Genomic DNA, 17,515 nt, shown 5'->3' with positions numbered 1-17,515 from the left:
TTCGCTACCCGCTACGATAAACTCGCCGTCAACTTCCTCTCAGGCGTCGCCATCGCAACCGCGCTCGCATTCTGGCTCTGATTGAGTCTCAGCCCTAGAACATTTTCTATACCTCTTATCCAGTTTCGATCCCCCTGCGAACTCATAATTCCGCGAGCCTCTCGCAATAAATCTACAGCCCTATATCGCTTATCTTCCATATTTTACCGAATACCTGATGTATCTAATAATCGAACACCCGGAATCTTCCAATACTCAGGGACGAAAACCTGATTAGTTCCCGAACCTCCCAGATAAACACCTCCCTGATACCCAACAGACCCCTCATATATTGTCGCCCGCTTTCGAACTTGTGCTACTGATTGTGGTGGACTTCGAGTGAACCATTGCCCAGAGGCTTTCTGACTTCACCACCGCAGTATAGCACCAAGTAATCGGTAAGCATTGCGGCATTATAACGACCACCTGCAAAACTACTGGCCGGATTACCTTGAAGTTGCGCAAGCGGCCCCGGATTATACACCTGATTATATTGAAAGCGCGTGCAAGCGGCTAATCCAAGAGGATCGAACCACCGCAGCGGATCATACACATGGGCGTGGGCGCGCAGGCTGCCATCGACGCTGATAGGGTCGCGGGACAGATAGTGGCCGGTTTCGGGATCGTAATAGCGATTGAGGCTACAGTGCAGCCCGCTTTCCGCGCCCTTCCATTGGCCGGGCCAACGCAATGACAGGTCAGAGCATCACTCGCCCAACAGAAAGGCAAGGGCCGCCTCACGGTCATCCAGGTCGATCGGTCGCAGGATCGAATTGCGGATTATGTCGCGGGTGGCCTCGTCGATCTGGAAATCTTCATTGAATAGGTTACCCGCGCGCTCGACGACAAAGTAGCGCAACCAGTCCGCTAAAAGCGCAAAAAAGCTCGGAACGTCAGGTGCGATTCGGACATAGGTCCACTCCTCCTGGCCATGTCGTGCATAGCGGATTGCACCATCCACGCCCAAAGTTAACGGATTGGCCGTCCAGTCGGCAATCACATATTGATTCTGATCCCAGCCCTGTGACGCTTCGCCTGTATGTGCATCATAACGATAACCAGCTTGCCGTTCAGTTATTTCGTCAAGAGAATACAGATAAAAATCCTCTACCACCCAAGGAAGCTCAGCACCGGCCGGGTAGCCAACAGTCTCGATTTCCTGCGCAAGATCATTACCAAACACAACGCGATCGACGCCGTACTCCGGTATTGATACGATGATCGATATACCAGCCTTCGACCCGGCGTCGACCAGATTTTGAATGGCTTCGGCATAAGTCATATGTGTTACTCCTATAGGCACCCTGCGCGGAAACGCCGTATCATTTCCAGTCTGTCAATTAACCGACCACTGGTACTATTCTTCCAATTACCACGGTGACCTTGATCAGCGTAGAGATGATCATTCGGCAACCCCACACGCCCATTAGACAGGAAGCGTATGTTCCGTGGATCACCTTCCCATGCGGGAGCGGTCGCGGCATTGTTGATATGATGGCCAGTGTAGCCACGCACTCGCCCGGTATTGATGAGTTCCTCTTGCTGGGCAGATGTCCAGTTAACTGTTCCTCGACCTGTCTCACGCACTAGTTGTTGTTCCTGTAACCAGGCACGCGCAATACCGGAAGAATAGCTTCCTGATTGCGGAGTTAGCGTCGAATGCAAGGGATATGTGACCGTTCCCGGTGCGTCCTGAAGCCCCTCCGGGTCCATCCACCGCAACGGGTCATGCACATAAGCATGGGTCCGTAGGCCACCGTCCACCCCGATCGGGTCGGGGGACAGATACTGGCCGGTTTCAGGATCGTAATAGCGGTTGAGGTTATAGTGTAGCCCGCTTTCCGAATCCTCCCATTGCCCGGGAAAGCGCAGTGCGCAGGGCGACGCCCTGCCCTCCCCTCCCGCCTCGTCGCCGCGTTCGCGCAGCAGCGCGCGGGCGGTGCGGGTGCGGCCCCAGAGTTCGGGCTCGGCGCGCCATTGGCATCGGCCGTCCTCTCCGAACAGCGCATGCGGCGCGCCCAGCTGGTCGGCGACGATTGGCAGCCACTGCGCCTCGGCCGGTATCGGTTCGGCGTCGACACCGGCGGGCACCAGTTCCTTGGCCAGCGGACGCAGACCGTCGGGCTCGAAATGCCAGCGTTCGATCGAAAGAGCCTCGTCGCCCTCGCCTGCACCGGACCGATGCCAGGCCTCTGCCAGCGAAGTGCCCTGCCAGACATAGTCGACCCGCCGCGCCGTCGGGCCACCCAGCAACACCTTTCCGACACGCCGCCCGAACGCGTCATAGGTATAGCGCCAGCGCGCACCATCAGGCCCCTCCAATTCGACCAGCCGGTCGAACCCGTCCCAGCGATACCGCCAGCGACGCGGGCGGAAGCCCTGCTCGGACAGAACGCGCTCGACCATCCGCCCACGGGCATCGTAGCGGAATCGATTGGCCCCCGCCTCCACCACACAGTCGTGCCAGTAGCGATGCTCGCCCGCCAGCCCTTCGGCCAGATTCATCAACGCGTCGTAGCGATAGGCCTCGCGCGCGCCGGGTCGCTCGACGGCAACGGCCTGGTCGCGCAGGTCATAGTGGAAACGCGTGTCGCCGCGCGCGCCGGACGTCCCCGCCTCGCTGATCCCCGCCAGCCGCCCGGCACGGTCCCAGTCGTAACGGCGTACCAAATCGCCCGGCCCTTGCGGCGCGCCCGAAAACACGGCCACACCCCCAGCGCGCTGTTCCGCCAGGCGGCCCGCCGGATCATAGGCCTGGGTCAGTTGGAAGGCGGTGCGCACCCCGATCGCGGCCGCCTCGCGCAGTGTCTCCAGCCCGCTCGCATCATGATCGAAGCGCAGCGCATGGCCGTTGCTTTCGTAACGGCGGAGCAGCCCCGCCTCGTCGAACCGCAGCTGGGTCGTGCCGCTGGGACTGGTGCGCCCGATACAGCGCCCCGCTTCGTCATAGCGATAGGTGACGGCGATGCCGTTCTGTTCTTCGGCGACCAAGCGGCCCTTGTCGTCATATCGCAGCGCGACATCGGCAATCGGTCGGGCTGTGCCCTCGACCCGCGTCCACGTCGTCGCACCGACCAGCCGATCCGCCTCGTCATAGCGATAGGAGATCGCATCCTCGCCCGCGATCACCCGCGCGATGCGGTCGCGATCGTCCCACTCGAAATGCTGCTCGGTCGCATCCGGCATCCGCTTGGCGAGTACACGGCCCAGCGCGTCGCGGTGATAGAGCGTCTCGCGTCCGGCCCAGTCGATCTGCGCCGCGAGCCGCCCGGCCGCATCATAACGGAAACGCCATTCCTGACCAGCCGCATTGCCGATCGCGGCCAGTCGCCCCGCGCCGTCATAGGCGAAGCCGGTGCTCGCGCCGAGCGGGTCGATCGTCCGGCGCAGCGTGTCGAAGGCACCGTGGACGAAGCGGGTCGCCTGCCCGTCGCTGCGGATACGCGCGGCGAGCAGCCCTTCCCCGTCATAGGCGAAGCGGGTTTCGCCACCATCCGGCGTCCGGGCCAGGCTGACCGCGCCGCGCGGATTCTCGGCCGACCGCTCATAGGCCCAGGTGCTGGTGCGCCCGGCCGGATCGGTCAGCTCCAGCAACCGCCCGAACCGGTCCCAACGATAGCGGGTGACCCGCTCCTGACCCGACGCGCTGGGGGGATCGTGACGGGCGACGGGCCGTCCGGCCGCGTCGTTATCGTACCGGACGATGCCCGCACCGACGACGCTTTCCTCGACCAGCGCACCGCGCTCATCATAGCGCGCCGTGCCCTTTACCCCATCGGCTCCGGTCCAGCGGACGATATTGCCGCCTTGGTCGCGGACCCAGCTGGCCGTGCCGTCGTGTCCCTCGAACCCGACCAGCGCGCCCCACCGGTCGTAGCGCCAGCCCCAGCTACGCCCGGCCCAGTCGGTCTGCGCGATCAGCCGTCCGTCGCCGTCATAGGCGAAACGCGTCTCGCGCCCGGCGGGGTCGATGCGCCGTTGCAACCGCTCCAGCGCGTCCCACTCACTGACCGTGCGCGCGCCGAGCGGATCGATCTCCTCGACGACCAGGTTGTTCGCATCATAGCGGAAGCTGGTGACCGCACCGGTGGCATCGACATAGCGCGACAGGCGTTCCTCGGGGGAATAGAGGAAACGGTCGTTGAACATGCCGTCGCCGGTGCGCGTGCCGATAACGCGGCCGGCCGCATCATAGGCGATCTCGACCTGGGTCGGCCCACTGTCCCGCCATCCGTTCAGCCAGCCCTCGGGCGAATAGCGATAATGGAACTCGCCGGTGAACGCGCCCAGCACGTCCCGCAGATGCCCGGCCGCATCGTAGCGATATCGGACCAGCGGCTCGCGCTCGCCCTCCATCCTGAGCGCGCTGAGCCAGCCCTCGGGCGTGGTGTCGACATGGAAGGTCGTGCCGTCGGGCACACGGATCGCGCGCAGATGACCATCGGCATCGCGCGCGAAATCGATGCGGTTGCCGTTCCGGTCCTCGATCCCCGCCATCTGCATCAGCGCGGGATCGCGGGCGGGCGCGAACAACAGGAATTGCTGGCTGCGGCTGTCATAGAGGCGCAGGGCCTCGCGCGGTCCGGTCAGCCGGTAATAGGGCGCCTTGAGGTGCCGGGCATCGACATGGCGGTCGCTGCCGATCGCGAAGACCAGTCTCTGGCCACCCGCATCCTCGAGCAGCGCGGTGCCCGCCTCCGCATCGATCAGAAGCCGCTGCGACCAGTTGCAGATCCAGCGCGGGCCCAGCAGCCCCTCGACCCGCATCCGGCCGGGATAGGTCCGCTCCAGCCGCAGCGGCAACAAGCCCGGATATTCGAAATCGATCCGCGTATCGGCATAGTCGCCGGTGACCACATCGACCGGCTCGCCGAACAGCCGCCGTAACGGGCCATCGAGCAGGCCCCCTTGGCGAACCGCAGACCGCATCCCCGCCACCTCGGCGACCGACAGCAGCAATTGCTCGGCAATCGAGAATTCGGCGTCCGGCGTGCCATAGCTGCCGGTGGTGGTGTCGCCGAGGATCGTCTCGCACCCCTGCTGTATCACGGCGTCGCAGGACAGCTTGTGGCCGATCCGCGCCATGGGCAGGCCGTTGATGAAGATGGTCTTGCTGCCCTCGATGATCGTCGAGGGCGGATTGCCGGGATGTTTGGTACAGGCCGCCGTGTCAGTGACGCGCGCCGCCCGCTTGCCTTCGAAAAAGACGTTGGGCGAGCCGCTGGTGATCGGGCCGGACAGGGTGGCGGTCTTGGACCCCGCACCCGCGATCGCGCTGGTGACGAAGCCGCCCGCCGCCCCCGCACCAAAGGCGACCGCAGCCCCTACCAGCGGGGCGGCCATGCCCGCCGTGCCAATGATCGCGGCCGCGCTGACCGCCACCACTGCGCCTACCACGATCCCGGCCGCGATCCCCGCGAGCAAGCCGTTGAAGGTGTTGCTATGCGCGATCTGGTGCTCGACATGCGCGGCCTGCCGTCCGGATGACGCAATCCGCTGCGCTCCGAATTGCTGCGCGACCCAGAAGGCGCCTTCGTCCGCATGGACCTGTTCGGCCAGCCAGGCCCCCGCCATCGCCCCGGCGATCGGCGCGGCGACGCGGCCCGCAAAGCACTTCAGCGCGGTCACCCCGCCCGATGCTCCGGCCGAATAGGCCCCGGCCGCCAGGATGCCCGCCGAGGCGACATGCCCCGTCGTGGCGATGGCCGAGACCGTGCCCGCATTGCTCGCCTCGGCCGTCCGCTCCCGGAGAGCGCGCAGCTTTTCGTCGGCCGTCGGCTCCGGAGCAGAGGTGATGCCGCCTGCCACGAACCGCCTCCGTTAGGCGGTCGCGAAGGTGAAGGAGGTGATCGCCGCGACCAGCGCGTTGCGGCTTTCCGCATCCGGGCCGCCCGGGATCGACCCCGTGAAGTTCAGGATCGCATCCTCTCGGTGAAGCACCATGGCGACCACCTGCTGGATCGGCTTGCCGTCGCTGCGCCAGGCAATCTCCAGAAAATGCGCCTCGCGACCGTCAACCTGTCCGGCAGTGTCGGCGATCAACTCGAACCCGGCCAACTGGGCCGCGAAATTCTGCCGCTGCTGGATCACATAATCCTGAAAGGTCAGGCCCAGCGCCAGCCGGTCGCGCGCGATGACCAGGCTGGTGCCCTGCACCTTGGCGTCCCGTGGCATCAGCACATTGATGCTTTGATCCTGCCACGGCGTGGGTGAGGTCAGTGATCCTTCATCGATCCGATACGCCATGCGCATTGTCTCTCGCTACTGATCGCCGTGCCCGTAGGTAGCGGCTCGAAACGACGACGCATACCCTCTACGAAATTGCATTCGTTTTCAGCGATGCCGCGCCACAAAACCGGGCCCAACCATCGTATCCCAAGAGCAATTCATCGCTTTTGCGGTTCTTACCCCCGACGAGCGACCATAGACCGTCCCCCGGGTGGAACGGGGCGTCTTGGGATAATCAGGGAGAAATCCGTGGCGGATCGATTGCAGACCTATCGAAATCAGGTCAGCGACGCGGTGGATGCTTGGCAGGCCAATGTCTGCAACCCCTATATCATCGCCTATAATACGGCGTACAAAAGCTATGCCGACGTCTTCAAGAAGCAGGACGACAACGACAAGGCCCGCACCGAGTTGTTCGTCTCGGCCGCGGCGATCCTGCCGGGTTCGATCCTGATGGCGACCGCCGCCACATCGTCGCTTCGGGTGATCGCGAACCGCACGGCGGTGCGCCTGCTGGCCGGGCGCAGTACCTCGCGCGCGCTGGGCGTCTATAACGCGGTTGCCAGCAACGCGACCGCCACCTTCGCGATCGGCAAGGCGCTGGACATCGTGAAGGACGAGACCGGCAAGGCCATCAAGGACTCGGTGGTGAAGACCATGAGCAACACCCGCGACCTGCTGGCGACCGATCCGCTGAACCGCGACAAGCAGCTCAACAGCTGGCTGATCAACCACAAGCTGCTGGCCTATGACGCCGCCGATGCGATCGAGCGCAGCCGGTCGATGAGCGAACGGGACAAGCAGCGCGCCTATGACCTGCTGCGCGCCGCACCGATCGCCAACAAGCCCAATGGCAAGATCGACCCCGCCCGTCTGTCGCCCAAGATCGAGCTGGGCTTCTACATGCTGTGGCTGCTCGACTCCGACGCGCTGGTGACACAGACCGCACCGGCAAGCCCCTATGGCGGCGGCGGGCAGTACAGCAGCAAGCCGATCGACGCGCTGCCGAGTTCCAAGGACTATCCGCGCGGCAACACCGATCCCAAGCGGGGCCCAATCCAATGGGTCGGCGTGACCCGGCCGGGTGGCGATGTCGAGGACCAGATCGACAAGGTCCACAAACAGGTCCGTGGCAGCGCTTTTTATGCGCCGGGCGGCTGGTTCGGCAAAAGCGACGCCAACCACGCCCGTCTGAAGGAAGTGGCCGAGGCCGAGCGCGTGCTCGCCTGGCTGTCCGACAAGACGCAACCGCTCGCCCCGCTGGGGCTGCGCACGTGATGCGCGTCGGGGCCATGGGGGTTGCGGCGCTGGTCCTGCTGGCCGCGTGCAGCGAGGGGAAGAGCCAGCCCCAGGCCGAAGGCGGCGATGCGCTGGCCCAGCTCCGCGCGCAGCTGGACGGACAGCGGCAATGCGCACCGCTCCTATCCGGCACCACGCCGATCGAGTTCAGCGCCGACGCCCTGAGCGGTCCCAAGGTCGACGCACTGGTCGCCGCCGGACTGGTCCGCCGCGTCCCCCTGCCCGCGACCGGTGATCGTCCGCGCGTGCGGATCGAGCCGACCACCGAGGGAAGTCGGGACATCTGGCTGCGTCGGCTCGATCCCGCCAGCCCGGCCGAACCGCTGCTCTGCTATGGCCGCAAGCAGGTCGTGGCCGTGCATCCCGAGGGCAAGGATACGCTGCGTTATGATTACCGCGTCGGACAGGCGCCCGCCTGGACCGGGAGAACGGATATTCGGGCGGCCTTTCCGTTCCTCGCGCGTCAGCTGAGCGAGGTCCACCGGGCCGAACAGGTAGCGACGCGCGAGGACGGGCGGTGGGTGTTGGCAGGCGATACCGGTCCCGATGCCAGCGCCGAACTGCCGCCGAGCGAAGGCTTCTTCCCGCAATAAAGGGCCTCCGGCTCAGTCCTTCGCGTCGTCGACCGATCGGAACCAGATCATGTCGGTCTGCCACCCCTGTTCGGCGGCGCGTTCGACGAGTTTGGTGCGCCAGGCGGCATCGCGGGCTCCCAGCGGCGGCGCGATGATCGCCGGATCGAACGGCCCTTTGCCGGTCACCAGCAGCAGCCCCGACCAACCCTGGTGATCGAGATCGAGTTGCAGGCGATAACGATCATTGCCCAGATCGGTGATCGGTACGCCGTTGCGCGACGTGCGCAATTGCTCCGCGAAGGCGGCGCGGCTGGGGATCAGCATGTCGATCGCCCCGGACGGCTCCAGTCCGACCAACGCGAAGTCGAGGGACGGGTCGCCGATCGCGATGCCGACGATGGCATTCGCGGCCAGCTTGCCCGCATAGGCCGAGCCCGGCTGCTGGGTCCGCATCTCGAACCGCCGCTGCGGCACCGACAGGCGATTGCGCCCTGTCGCGCGGATTTGACGATACGCATCGAGCGCGGCGCAGCCCGACTGGGTGATCGGCGACACATCGGCAAAGTCGATCGCGCTGGCGGTCAGCCCTTGGGCCTGGAGCGTGCGGACGATCTCGGACTGGGCGTCGGTGGGATTACCCGCCACGCCGGTCAGCGCGACGCGTGGACCCGCAGGGCTCTGCGTGACCGACACGATGCGCAACCAGGTGCAGCTGACCGACGGCAGGGCCGCGTCGATCGCGTCGCGGGCGCGGGCAACCGGATCGCTGGCCACCGCGACCGGTGCGGACGACGACGATGACGATGACGGCCGGTCGCGCAAGATCAGCCATCCCAGCAGGATCGCGGCGACCAGCGCACCGATCAGCGCCACCGGCCACCAGCGCGGCCATCGCCAGGTGCTCGCCCCCGGAACCTCGGCCGCATCCAGCGCTGCCAGCACCGCGCCCATGGTCTGGAACCGCTCGGCCGGGTCCGGGCGGACCATACCCGCCACCACCGATCGCAGCGGCTGCGGCACGGCGGACAGGTCGATGCCCGCGCGCCTTTTGTCGACTGCATCGACCAGTGTTCCGCCCAGCCCCAGATCGCTTCCCCGCGCCACCGCGGCGATCACCAGGCCCAGGCTGTACACATCGGTCCATGGTCCCATGGCCCGGCCGAAATCGCCCAGCTGCTCGGGCGCGACATAACCCAGCTTGCCTGCGAAACCATCGCCAATCACCGTCGCGGTGCCCGGATCGAGATCCTTGGCGATGCCGAAATCGATGAGCTTGGCCGCCGCCAGTCGCCCGCCGGGCATCAGCACATTGTCGGGCGAGACGTCACGGTGGATCGCCCCCAGCGCATGGGCCGCCGCCAGTCCGGAGGCCAACCGCCGCAGCAATGCCCCCAGCTCTTGCGCACTGGGCTTCAGGCTGGACAGGACGTCGGACAGGCTGGCGCCGTCGATATATTCGGTGACGATATAGAGGACGCCCAGCTCGGGCTCCTGCGCCAGCACGCGATACTGGACGACCGCCTCGTGATGCAGCCGGGTCAGCGTCTGCGCCTCGCGCCGGAATAGCGTGATGACATTGGGGTCGGCGGCCAGCGCGGGCAGCATGACCTTGATCGCCACCCGTTCGTCGGTGATGATATTGGCGCCGACGAATACCTCGCCCATGCCGCCCCGCGCCAGAAAGCCGGTGACGGCGAACATGTGGTTCAGGACATCGCCGACCTTGATCGCGGTGCCGCCCGGTCGGGGCGCAGGCACGGCATCGCCCCCGCCACCCGCATCGAATACGGTGCGTTCGGGATCGAAGACGGTCCGGTCGTCGTCGCCATCGATCGGCGTCATGCGCGTCCCCCGCCCGTATCGGCGAGGGTCAGACGCGTCGCCTCCTGCGCCGCCACCACGATCGCGGTGACGTTATCCGGTGCGCCGCGCGCCAGCGCCTGGGCGAGCAGCGCCTCGACCGCTTCGGAAGGAGAGGAGCGTGACAGGGATTGCCGCAATTCCTCGTCCACCACCGGCCCCGACAAGCCGTCGCTGCACAACAGGAAGCGATCGCCCGGCTCGACGCTGTCGGCAACCACGTCGACGGCGATCCGTGCGCCCACCCCGATTGCCCGCGCCAACACATGGCCACGCGGGTGATGCGCGGCGTCCTCCGGCGCGATCAGGCCGCGATCGACCATTTCCTGTACCTGGCTATGGTCGCGGGTCAGCGGCACCAGCATGGCGTCGCGCAACAGATAGGCGCGGCTGTCGCCCACCCACAAGGCCGCGAACCGATCGCCACGGATCAGCAGCGCGACGACAGTCGAGCCCATCTGCTGTTCGCGACGCTGCGCCTCGGCCCAGATGCGTCGATTGGCGCTGTGCACGCCGTCCGCCACCGTCTGCACCGCCGCGTCGAAATCGGCGGGCAGCTCGACGCCCTCCAGCGCCTGGACCACGGCATGGGCCGCCCAGTCGCCATGGGCATGCCCCCCCATGCCGTCCGCCACGACCCACAGCCCGTCCTGGGGCCGTTCGCAGTGGCGATCTTCGTTGACCCGGCGAACCAGGCCGGGATGGGTGGTGGCGGTGCTGACGAGGCGCAGGGGCATGTTCATGCGACCGTATCCGACAGCATCGCGGTGACGATATCGAGGGGGAAGGCGTCGTCCCGTGCTTCCCGCCCGTCCAGCGACGACCAGCGGGTCACGGACCCCGACGCCCCCGGCCTCAGGGCCTCGACGACCCGGTCCGCGTCCCAGCGTTCGGCGATCGCGGCATAGGCCAGATCGTCCAGCCCGTCCCGCTGCGCCCCCAGCAGGATCAGGGGATACCGCCGCCCGGCCGCGTCCTGCGATGCGGCGATGATGCCGCTGACGCCGGGGCCCTCGCCGATCCATGGCTGCGCGATGTCGAACCGCTCGGCGAAGGACGGGCCGAAACGCCGCTGCGCCTGCTCCATGGATTCGGTCAGCCAGGCGTCGAGGGCGGCGCGCTCTTCGCCGGAACAGCCGCGTGCGACGAAATCGCCATGCGCGGGCAGTTTGCCGTACAGCCGGGCCGTCATCGCCGCCCCCTCACAGGCTGGCCGGGCAGCGGAAGGACCACAGGCCCGCCCGGCTGAAGGGATTGGTGGTGCCCGGCAACTGGATCAGCAGCACGGTCCGCTGCGGTCCGTCGCCAAAGGCGGCGCGGATCGCCTGCGCCCCGGCATTCTGCTTGTCAGCGCGGTCCATCAGGCGGAACAGCGCCCAGGGGCCTTCGGTCTCGATCCGCGCCGCTTCGGCGCCGGGCGCCGCGTCGGCACTGGCGGCGGGCTGCGCAGCACCGGGACGGTACAGCACGACCGACGCCTCGGGCAGGCTGCCCGTCGCCGACCAGATCAGCGGCCGGGGCTTGTTGTCCTGCGGCGTGAAGCGATAGCGGGTGCCGCCGCTCGCGACCTCGACCGTGCCGATATCGCTGCCGAAACTGGCGACCGACACCTTGATCGGCAGACCCGCCGCCAGCAATTCACGCAGCTTGACCGCCCGCGCCAGCGTCTCCGGCGTGGCGGGGTTCAGCGCCGCCGCCACCGGATCGCCCTCTCGCCAGCGCCATACCGCGCCCGAGGTGTCGATCATCGGCATCAGCCTTTGCTGGACGAAGCCGTCGAACACCCCGCCCATGCCGAAGACGCGGAGCGTTTCAGCCATGGGGGCATCCGCCTTCGCGCTGGCGAAAAAAGGGTAATGCTCCTGGGCAACCTCCCGACAGGCTGGCAGGACCGTCTGGGCATAGGCATCGCCGACCGCGCCGCTCGCCGCGCCGACCTGGGCGCGGGTGCCGCCGCTAGCCGCGGCATTGACGAAGCCCTGCAACTGGGGCGGAGCCCCCGCCGCCGCCGCGCGGACCGAGGCGAGCGCGGTGGCCATCTGGGCCTGGGTGGTGTCGGAACCGCCGCCGCCGCCGACCGAGCGCGCGGCGATCACCGCCTGCCCCGCCGCCTTGATCCCGGCAATGAAATCGTCGATCGGCGCGCTGCCGCGTCCATCGCCGACATATTCGTGCAGCGAGGCGAAATAAGCGGTGATCTCGTCACCCGCATCGATGCCCCGCGCCCGGTCGCGGCCGATCTCGTCGGCGACGCGCCCGAACCGCGACCGGTTCATGCCATAGCGCCCCACGCGTGCCAGCCCGGCCTGCACGCCACCGGAGAAGATCGTATTCTTGCGCAGCTCCAGCAACACGCGCTTGAGCGGTGACGGGCTCTTCGTCAGTGCGCCGAACGCCGCCGTATCAGAGAAATAAGCCGCCGGTTTCATCGCCGCGACCACGTCTTCCCAGGCGGCGATATAGTCCTTGGCGTACAGACCCGCTACACCCGGCCGGACGTTGCTGAGTTCCTGCCCGACGCCCGCCTCTTCCGCGCCGCCCAGCACCCACAGATCCTTCTTCAGATCCTGCTGCACCGTGGCGAGGCCGGGCAGATAGGCTTTTTCATAGCCCGCCCGCGTGAAGAAATAGGGGATGCGCATCGCCGCCAGCTGATCCGGCGCGGCAAAGGCGAGCGCGTCACCCTGCGACAGGACATTGGCGACTTCCCAAGCGGGCCCCGCCGAGGCCGCCTTCTGCTTCATCACCGCATAGGCGCGGTCGGCAAGGCTCAACGTCTGCACCGCCGCCCGCGCGCTGGCGACCAGTTGCCCGTCCAGCGGCGGCCGGCGATTGGGCCACACCGAGGCCATGTCCCGATCCTCCAGCAGCGCATCGAGATGGCGGGTCAGCGCCGCCCGCTCGGCCTGGCTGTCGGCACCGGGATACAGATCGTTGGCCCAGTCCGCCGTCACCCAGGCCTTCACCGCCTTGGCATCCATCGGTCCTTGCTGGCCCAGCATCAGATAGACTTTCAGCGGCTCGTACAGACGCATCGGATCGCGTCCATCGGCCTTCATCACCGCCTCCAGCCGCAGGAGCAGACGTGGCAGCATCACGCGGCGCAGCGCATCGCGATACGTCTCCTCCGCGCGCTGGCTGAGCCCGCCCTGATAGAGGCCGAAGGTCATCGCCAGCGACGGGCCGCCCTGACGCCGTTCGGCATAGCCGCGCGGCAGATTGCGCAGCGTGTCGAGCGCGGGGATGGCGGCGCGCAGATCGGCATCGTCCTCGCGCACCTGGGTCAGGTCGACCTCAGCCTCGCGGAACTGCTGCTCGGCGCGCGCGCTGGCCTCGGTCAGCGCGGTCTGGAACGCGCGGTTGCGCGTATAGCTCACGCCCCAGGCCGCCAGCACCAGCGCACTCACCACCGCGATGCCGCCCAGCGCCGCGATCATCTGGCGACGCAGGCGTCCCTTCGCCTTGGGATCGGTCGTGACCAGCCCCGCTTCGGGGAACATCACCTCGGTCAGCAGGCGGTTGAGGAAATAGGCCCGCCCACGTCCCGGCGCGGCGGCCTCGACCGGCTGTTCATAGACCTGCGCCATCGAGGCCAGGATGCGGTCGAGCGCCTCGCCCTCCTGCACGCCGCTGGTCATGTAGAAGCCGCGCAGCACGCCCGCCGCCTCGTCGCCCGCGACGAACGCGCCATCGGCAAAGCGCATCAGCCGCGCACGAAGCGACCGCAACTGCGCCGGAAAGCCGATCATCATGCCGCGCCGACGCTGGTCCACCTCCTCGAACAGGCGGCGTGCCTGGCGATCGGCGACCGCCTGGGTCGCCTCGTCAAAGGCGTGCGCCAGCGCCTCCGCGCTCGGTCGGCCGTCCGCATAGGGCATGGTAGCCCCCAGCACGGCGCGACGTCCCTCCACGTCGAGATCGTCGAAATAGTCGGTGAAGCCCGCCAGTAGATCGGCCTTGGTGACGAGCAGATAGACCGGCACCGCCGTTTCCAGCGTACGGCGCAGCTCGACCAGGCGGCGGCGGACCGCGCGGGCGTGGGCGTCGATCGCGGCGCAGTCGCTGCCCACCAGCGTATCGATGCCGATCGCCACCAGCACGCCGTTGATCGGCTGGCGCGGGCGATGGCGCTTGAGCAGGCCCAGAAACGCGTTCCAGCCCGCCGCATCGACCGTCGCGTCGCTGTCCTGCGTCGTATAGCGGCCCGCCGTATCGACCAGCACCGCTTCGTCGGCGAACCAGAAGTCCAGGTTGCGCGTGCCGCCGATGCCGCCCACCGCCTGTTCGACGAAGGGAAAACGCAGGCCCGAGTTCAGCAGCGCCGTCGTCTTGCCCGCGCCCGGCGGGCCGATGATGACATACCAGGGGCGGCTGTAGAGATAGTCACGCCGTCCACCGGCAGCGCCGCGCAGCTTGGTCAGCGCCTCGGTCATGCGGCGACCCAGCGCCTTGCCTTCCTCATCGGCGGCGTTGGGGCCCGCCAGTTCGGCGGCGATGGCATCGGCGGCCTTGCGGGCAGCCCGGCGGCGCAGGAACCACCACAGACCCCAAGCCAGCGCGACCAGCACCACCGCGCCGATCCGCACCGGGATCGGCCGGAAGAAGGCGACGAACAACGGCAGTCCGAACGCGAACAGCGCCGCGAGCAGCACCGCCGCCGTGATCGTCACGGCATACCAGTTCCGAAAAAAGCCCCGCATCAGTAACGCCTCGGCACGACGATCTCGACCCGACGGTTTTGCGACTTGCCCGCCGCATCGGCATTGGAGGCGATCGGCACGGTATCTCCCAATCCCTTGATCGTGACCCGCGACGGATCGGACAGGTCGCTGCGGATCAGCTTGGCGACCGTCTCCGCCCGCGCTTCGCTCAGGGCCATATTGTCGGGGAAGCGGACGGTGGCGACGGGGGTGTTGTCGGCATGGCCTTCGATCACCACCCCGCCCTTCTCATCCTCGATCGCTCGGCCGATACGGTGGAACAGCGTCTCGCGCCCCGGCTCCAGTTCGTCGGAGCCCGACCGGAACAGCTGTCCGATGGTCGTGCGCACGCGAACCGTCTGCGCATCCTCCTCCACCTTCACCAGCCCTTCGCGGATTTCGGGTTCGAGGAAACGGCGCAGCTTGCTCGCCTGCGCGCTGGCGGCGGCGGGCATCGCGGCGGCGGGACGCGACAGGGTCAGCCGCGCCTCGGGGTTGAGCGCCGCCAGCCGGGTCGAGGGCGTGTCGCCGCTCGACGCCAGCATCAGCCGCAGCACGACATAGACCAGCAGCAACAACGCAAGCGCCCCCGCCCCGGCCAGGGCCAGGACGCTGAGGCCGACGCGCCCGACCGGTGCAGTCTCGCCGCGCCAATGCGGCACCAGCTCGACCTGCGACAGCGCGCGGACATGGGGCAGCGCACCCTGCAACCGCGTCATGATCTCGTGCAGGCGCCGGCGGCCATCGGGCATGACCCGGAAACGCCCCTCGAACCCGGCGGCAAGGCAGGCGTGGAACAGTTCGATCAGGTCAAGATTGTCGTGCGGCACGCGCAGCATGTCATCGACCAGCTGCCAGAAACGATCACCGCCGATATTCTCCTGGAAGAAGGTGACGACCATCGATCGCCGCGCCCATTCCGCGCCGTCGGTGCCGATTCCCGGCAGGTTCTGCGCGATATCGTCGGCCGTAGCGCAGACGGCATATTTGGCGCGCTGGCGCTTTTCCTCGGGGTAATGCGGCTGGATCGCGCGCTCGAATCGGCCGATCGCGGCGGCGCATTGGCGATGCAGCTCGGGCATGGGCAGGCGGACACGGCCTGCGCGGACCGCCGCCAGCAGCGCCAGCACCGGCTCCGCCTCGGCCAACATGATATTGCGGATCGCGGGCGGCGTGGCGGGCAAGGGCACATCGTCCTCGCCCAGCCGCGAGGGCACCGGCCCCGGCGCGACCGGTGCGGCGGCGCGCGAGAGCGGCGGCGGCGCGGCATAACCCTGGTCGGGGGGCGGCGGGCTCATGCTGCCCCAGGGCGCGGACGGCGGCGGCGGTGGCGCTCCGGCCGCGTCGCCCCGCTTCAGCCCCTGCAGGGGCGAGGGTCGGAATACGGTCTTGTCGCCGTCCTCGCTCATCGACCGCTCCGTTTGACGCACCAGAGTTCGAGCTTCAGTTGCGGCCAGTCACCCGCGACATGCAGACCCAGCGCGGTCGCCTGCTGGAAATCGCGCCATTCGGCCACGCCGCGATCCAGCTCGAAATAGACGAAGCCGGGCAGCACCCGCAGCTGGGGCGGCGGGGTCGGCGTATGGCGCAGCGGCACACCGGGCAGCGCGGAGTCGACGATCTGGCGCATCTTCTGCACCGTCCCGATCTTGGCGACCGAGGGGAACAGCCCCCGGATTTCCTCGACCGGCGAGGCGGCGGAGACGGCAAGATAGAAATAGCCCGTCTCGTAAAGCCCATGGTCGGTGATGCGCGAGACATAGGCGCCCGGCCCCGCCTGATCGAGCGGCAGCTGCAACGCCGAACGCTCGAACACCGCCGACAGCATCGATTGGAGCAGGTCGAACACCGGCTCGAAACAGCTTTGCGGATTTTCGTGATCATAGCGCGGCAGCGGCGGCGCCTTGCGCTCGGGCCGGATCAGCGTCGCGATCTCGCCCGCCATCGAAATGAGCGTCTCGAACAGGCGCTCGGGGTGGACGACGGGCAGGAATTGCAGATGCTCCAGCACCGGCAGCCAGCGGTTGAGCGCCTGAAGCAGGAGGAAGCTGGCGAAGGTGTCCGACCCGCCATCGGTCGCTTCCACCGCGCGCAGGGCCAGTTCCTCGGCGCGCTGGCCCGCGCGACCGACGATATCCGACAGGCCGCCGCGCAGGCGCGGGGCGGCGGCGGAGTCCAGCGTCGGCGCTATATAGCGGTCGTCGAACATGACGCGCCGGTTCTGCACCTCGCGCACCCGTGCCAGCCCCAGCGTGACGCGACCATAAATCTGGTCGCGGGTGATGCCGAAGCGCAGATTGGGGCGGCCCAGCCCGATCGGCTCGCTGGTCCGGTCGTCCGAAAAGGCATCGGCGACCTCGGCCTCATCGACCAGATAGCGGGCGTCATGGCTGCGCGCATCGATATCGCGGAACTCGACCGCGCCGACCTGGGCTGCGGGCAGCGTCAGATAGACGATCGCATCCCGCGCATCGCCCGGCACGTCCAGCGGCTCGGGCGGCGGCAGGTCGTCGGGAATGGAAAAGGGCGTGCCGTCGGGCAGGATACCCACCGCCCGCGACACGGCGAACTTGCCCAGCGCCGCCAGATCCTCATCGATGGTGAGGGCGGTCAGTCCCCAGGCCCAGGGACGGATCGAATCGACCCGTGCCCCCAGTTGCGCCTCGACAAAGCGATCCTGCGCCTGGAAATGCTGTGGCCGAAGGAACATGCCCTCGTGCCAGGCGACCCGATTTTTACCAGCCAATTGCTCTCCCCAAACAGGCTGACGGGCTGACATGGAAACCCATGACCGCCCACCCGGTTATTGCCCCA

At 67.4% G+C, this 17,515-nt stretch carries 12 protein-coding genes; 2 read left to right on the top strand and 10 right to left on the bottom strand.

Annotated elements, in window-relative coordinates; translation table 11 throughout:
• Window positions 1-355: 355 nt before the first annotated feature.
• Genes SB4_RS19110 through SB4_RS14255 form a run of 4 tightly spaced genes read right to left on the bottom strand, consistent with a single transcriptional unit; the run spans window position 356 to window position 6,285 of the window.
• A complete protein-coding gene (locus tag SB4_RS19110) occupies window positions 356-730 on the bottom strand; it encodes an RHS repeat domain-containing protein (RefSeq protein ID WP_193753831.1) in 375 nt (124 codons plus the stop codon).
• Between the two features lie 15 nt (window positions 731-745).
• Entirely contained in the window at window positions 746-1,321 is a 576-nt protein-coding gene (locus SB4_RS19710; RefSeq protein WP_153006239.1) for a hypothetical protein, read from the bottom strand.
• An 11-nt stretch (window positions 1,322-1,332) separates the two neighbouring features.
• Complete coding sequence (locus SB4_RS14260; protein ID WP_058753096.1) at window positions 1,333-5,847, bottom strand: RHS repeat-associated core domain-containing protein; 4,515 nt, start codon at window positions 5,845-5,847, stop codon at window positions 1,333-1,335.
• A gap of 12 nt (window positions 5,848-5,859) precedes the next feature.
• A complete protein-coding gene (locus SB4_RS14255; protein ID WP_058753095.1) occupies window positions 5,860-6,285 on the bottom strand; it encodes a DcrB-related protein in 426 nt (141 codons plus the stop codon).
• A gap of 231 nt (window positions 6,286-6,516) precedes the next feature.
• On the opposite strand from SB4_RS14255, the gene SB4_RS14250 reads away from it, so the two are divergent.
• Both SB4_RS14250 and SB4_RS14245 read left to right on the top strand, forming a co-directional pair.
• The gene (locus SB4_RS14250) at window positions 6,517-7,545 is read left to right on the top strand and encodes a hypothetical protein (RefSeq protein ID WP_153006238.1); all 1,029 of its coding nucleotides are present in this window, start codon (window positions 6,517-6,519) and stop codon (window positions 7,543-7,545) included.
• Complete coding sequence (locus tag SB4_RS14245; RefSeq protein WP_153006237.1) at window positions 7,542-8,159, top strand: helix-turn-helix domain-containing protein; 618 nt, start codon at window positions 7,542-7,544, stop codon at window positions 8,157-8,159. Before SB4_RS14250 ends, SB4_RS14245 begins: the two co-directional genes overlap by 4 nt.
• Window positions 8,160-8,171: 12 nt before the next feature.
• Here the strand turns inward: SB4_RS14245 and SB4_RS14240 are convergent, their stop codons facing one another.
• Genes SB4_RS14240 through tssK form a run of 6 tightly spaced genes read right to left on the bottom strand, consistent with a single transcriptional unit; the run spans window position 8,172 to window position 17,411 of the window.
• A complete protein-coding gene (locus SB4_RS14240; protein WP_058753092.1) occupies window positions 8,172-9,983 on the bottom strand; it encodes a serine/threonine-protein kinase in 1,812 nt (603 codons plus the stop codon).
• On the bottom strand, window positions 9,980-10,744 hold the full coding sequence (locus tag SB4_RS14235) for a PP2C family protein-serine/threonine phosphatase (RefSeq protein ID WP_058753091.1): 765 nt from the start codon (window positions 10,742-10,744) through the stop codon (window positions 9,980-9,982). The genes SB4_RS14240 and SB4_RS14235 overlap by 4 nt, the downstream gene beginning before the upstream one ends.
• Window positions 10,741-11,193, bottom strand: a complete 453-nt coding sequence (gene tagF, locus SB4_RS14230) for a type VI secretion system-associated protein TagF (protein WP_058753090.1) — start codon at window positions 11,191-11,193, stop codon at window positions 10,741-10,743. Before tagF ends, SB4_RS14235 begins: the two co-directional genes overlap by 4 nt.
• Before the next feature lie 10 nt (window positions 11,194-11,203).
• On the bottom strand, window positions 11,204-14,701 hold the full coding sequence (tssM, locus tag SB4_RS14225) for a type VI secretion system membrane subunit TssM (protein ID WP_058753089.1): 3,498 nt from the start codon (window positions 14,699-14,701) through the stop codon (window positions 11,204-11,206).
• A complete protein-coding gene (tssL, locus tag SB4_RS14220; protein ID WP_058753088.1) occupies window positions 14,701-16,110 on the bottom strand; it encodes a type VI secretion system protein TssL, long form in 1,410 nt (469 codons plus the stop codon). The genes tssM and tssL overlap by 1 nt, the downstream gene beginning before the upstream one ends.
• Complete coding sequence (tssK, locus tag SB4_RS14215; protein ID WP_241488632.1) at window positions 16,107-17,411, bottom strand: type VI secretion system baseplate subunit TssK; 1,305 nt, start codon at window positions 17,409-17,411, stop codon at window positions 16,107-16,109. The genes tssL and tssK overlap by 4 nt, the downstream gene beginning before the upstream one ends.
• Window positions 17,412-17,515 lie beyond the last annotated feature (104 nt).

This window comes from Sphingomonas sanguinis, assembly GCF_001476905.1.
GTDB lineage: Bacteria > Pseudomonadota > Alphaproteobacteria > Sphingomonadales > Sphingomonadaceae > Sphingomonas > Sphingomonas sanguinis_B.
The sequence above is the reverse complement of the archived record's forward strand: the minus strand, read 5'-3'. Positions and strand labels throughout refer to the sequence as shown.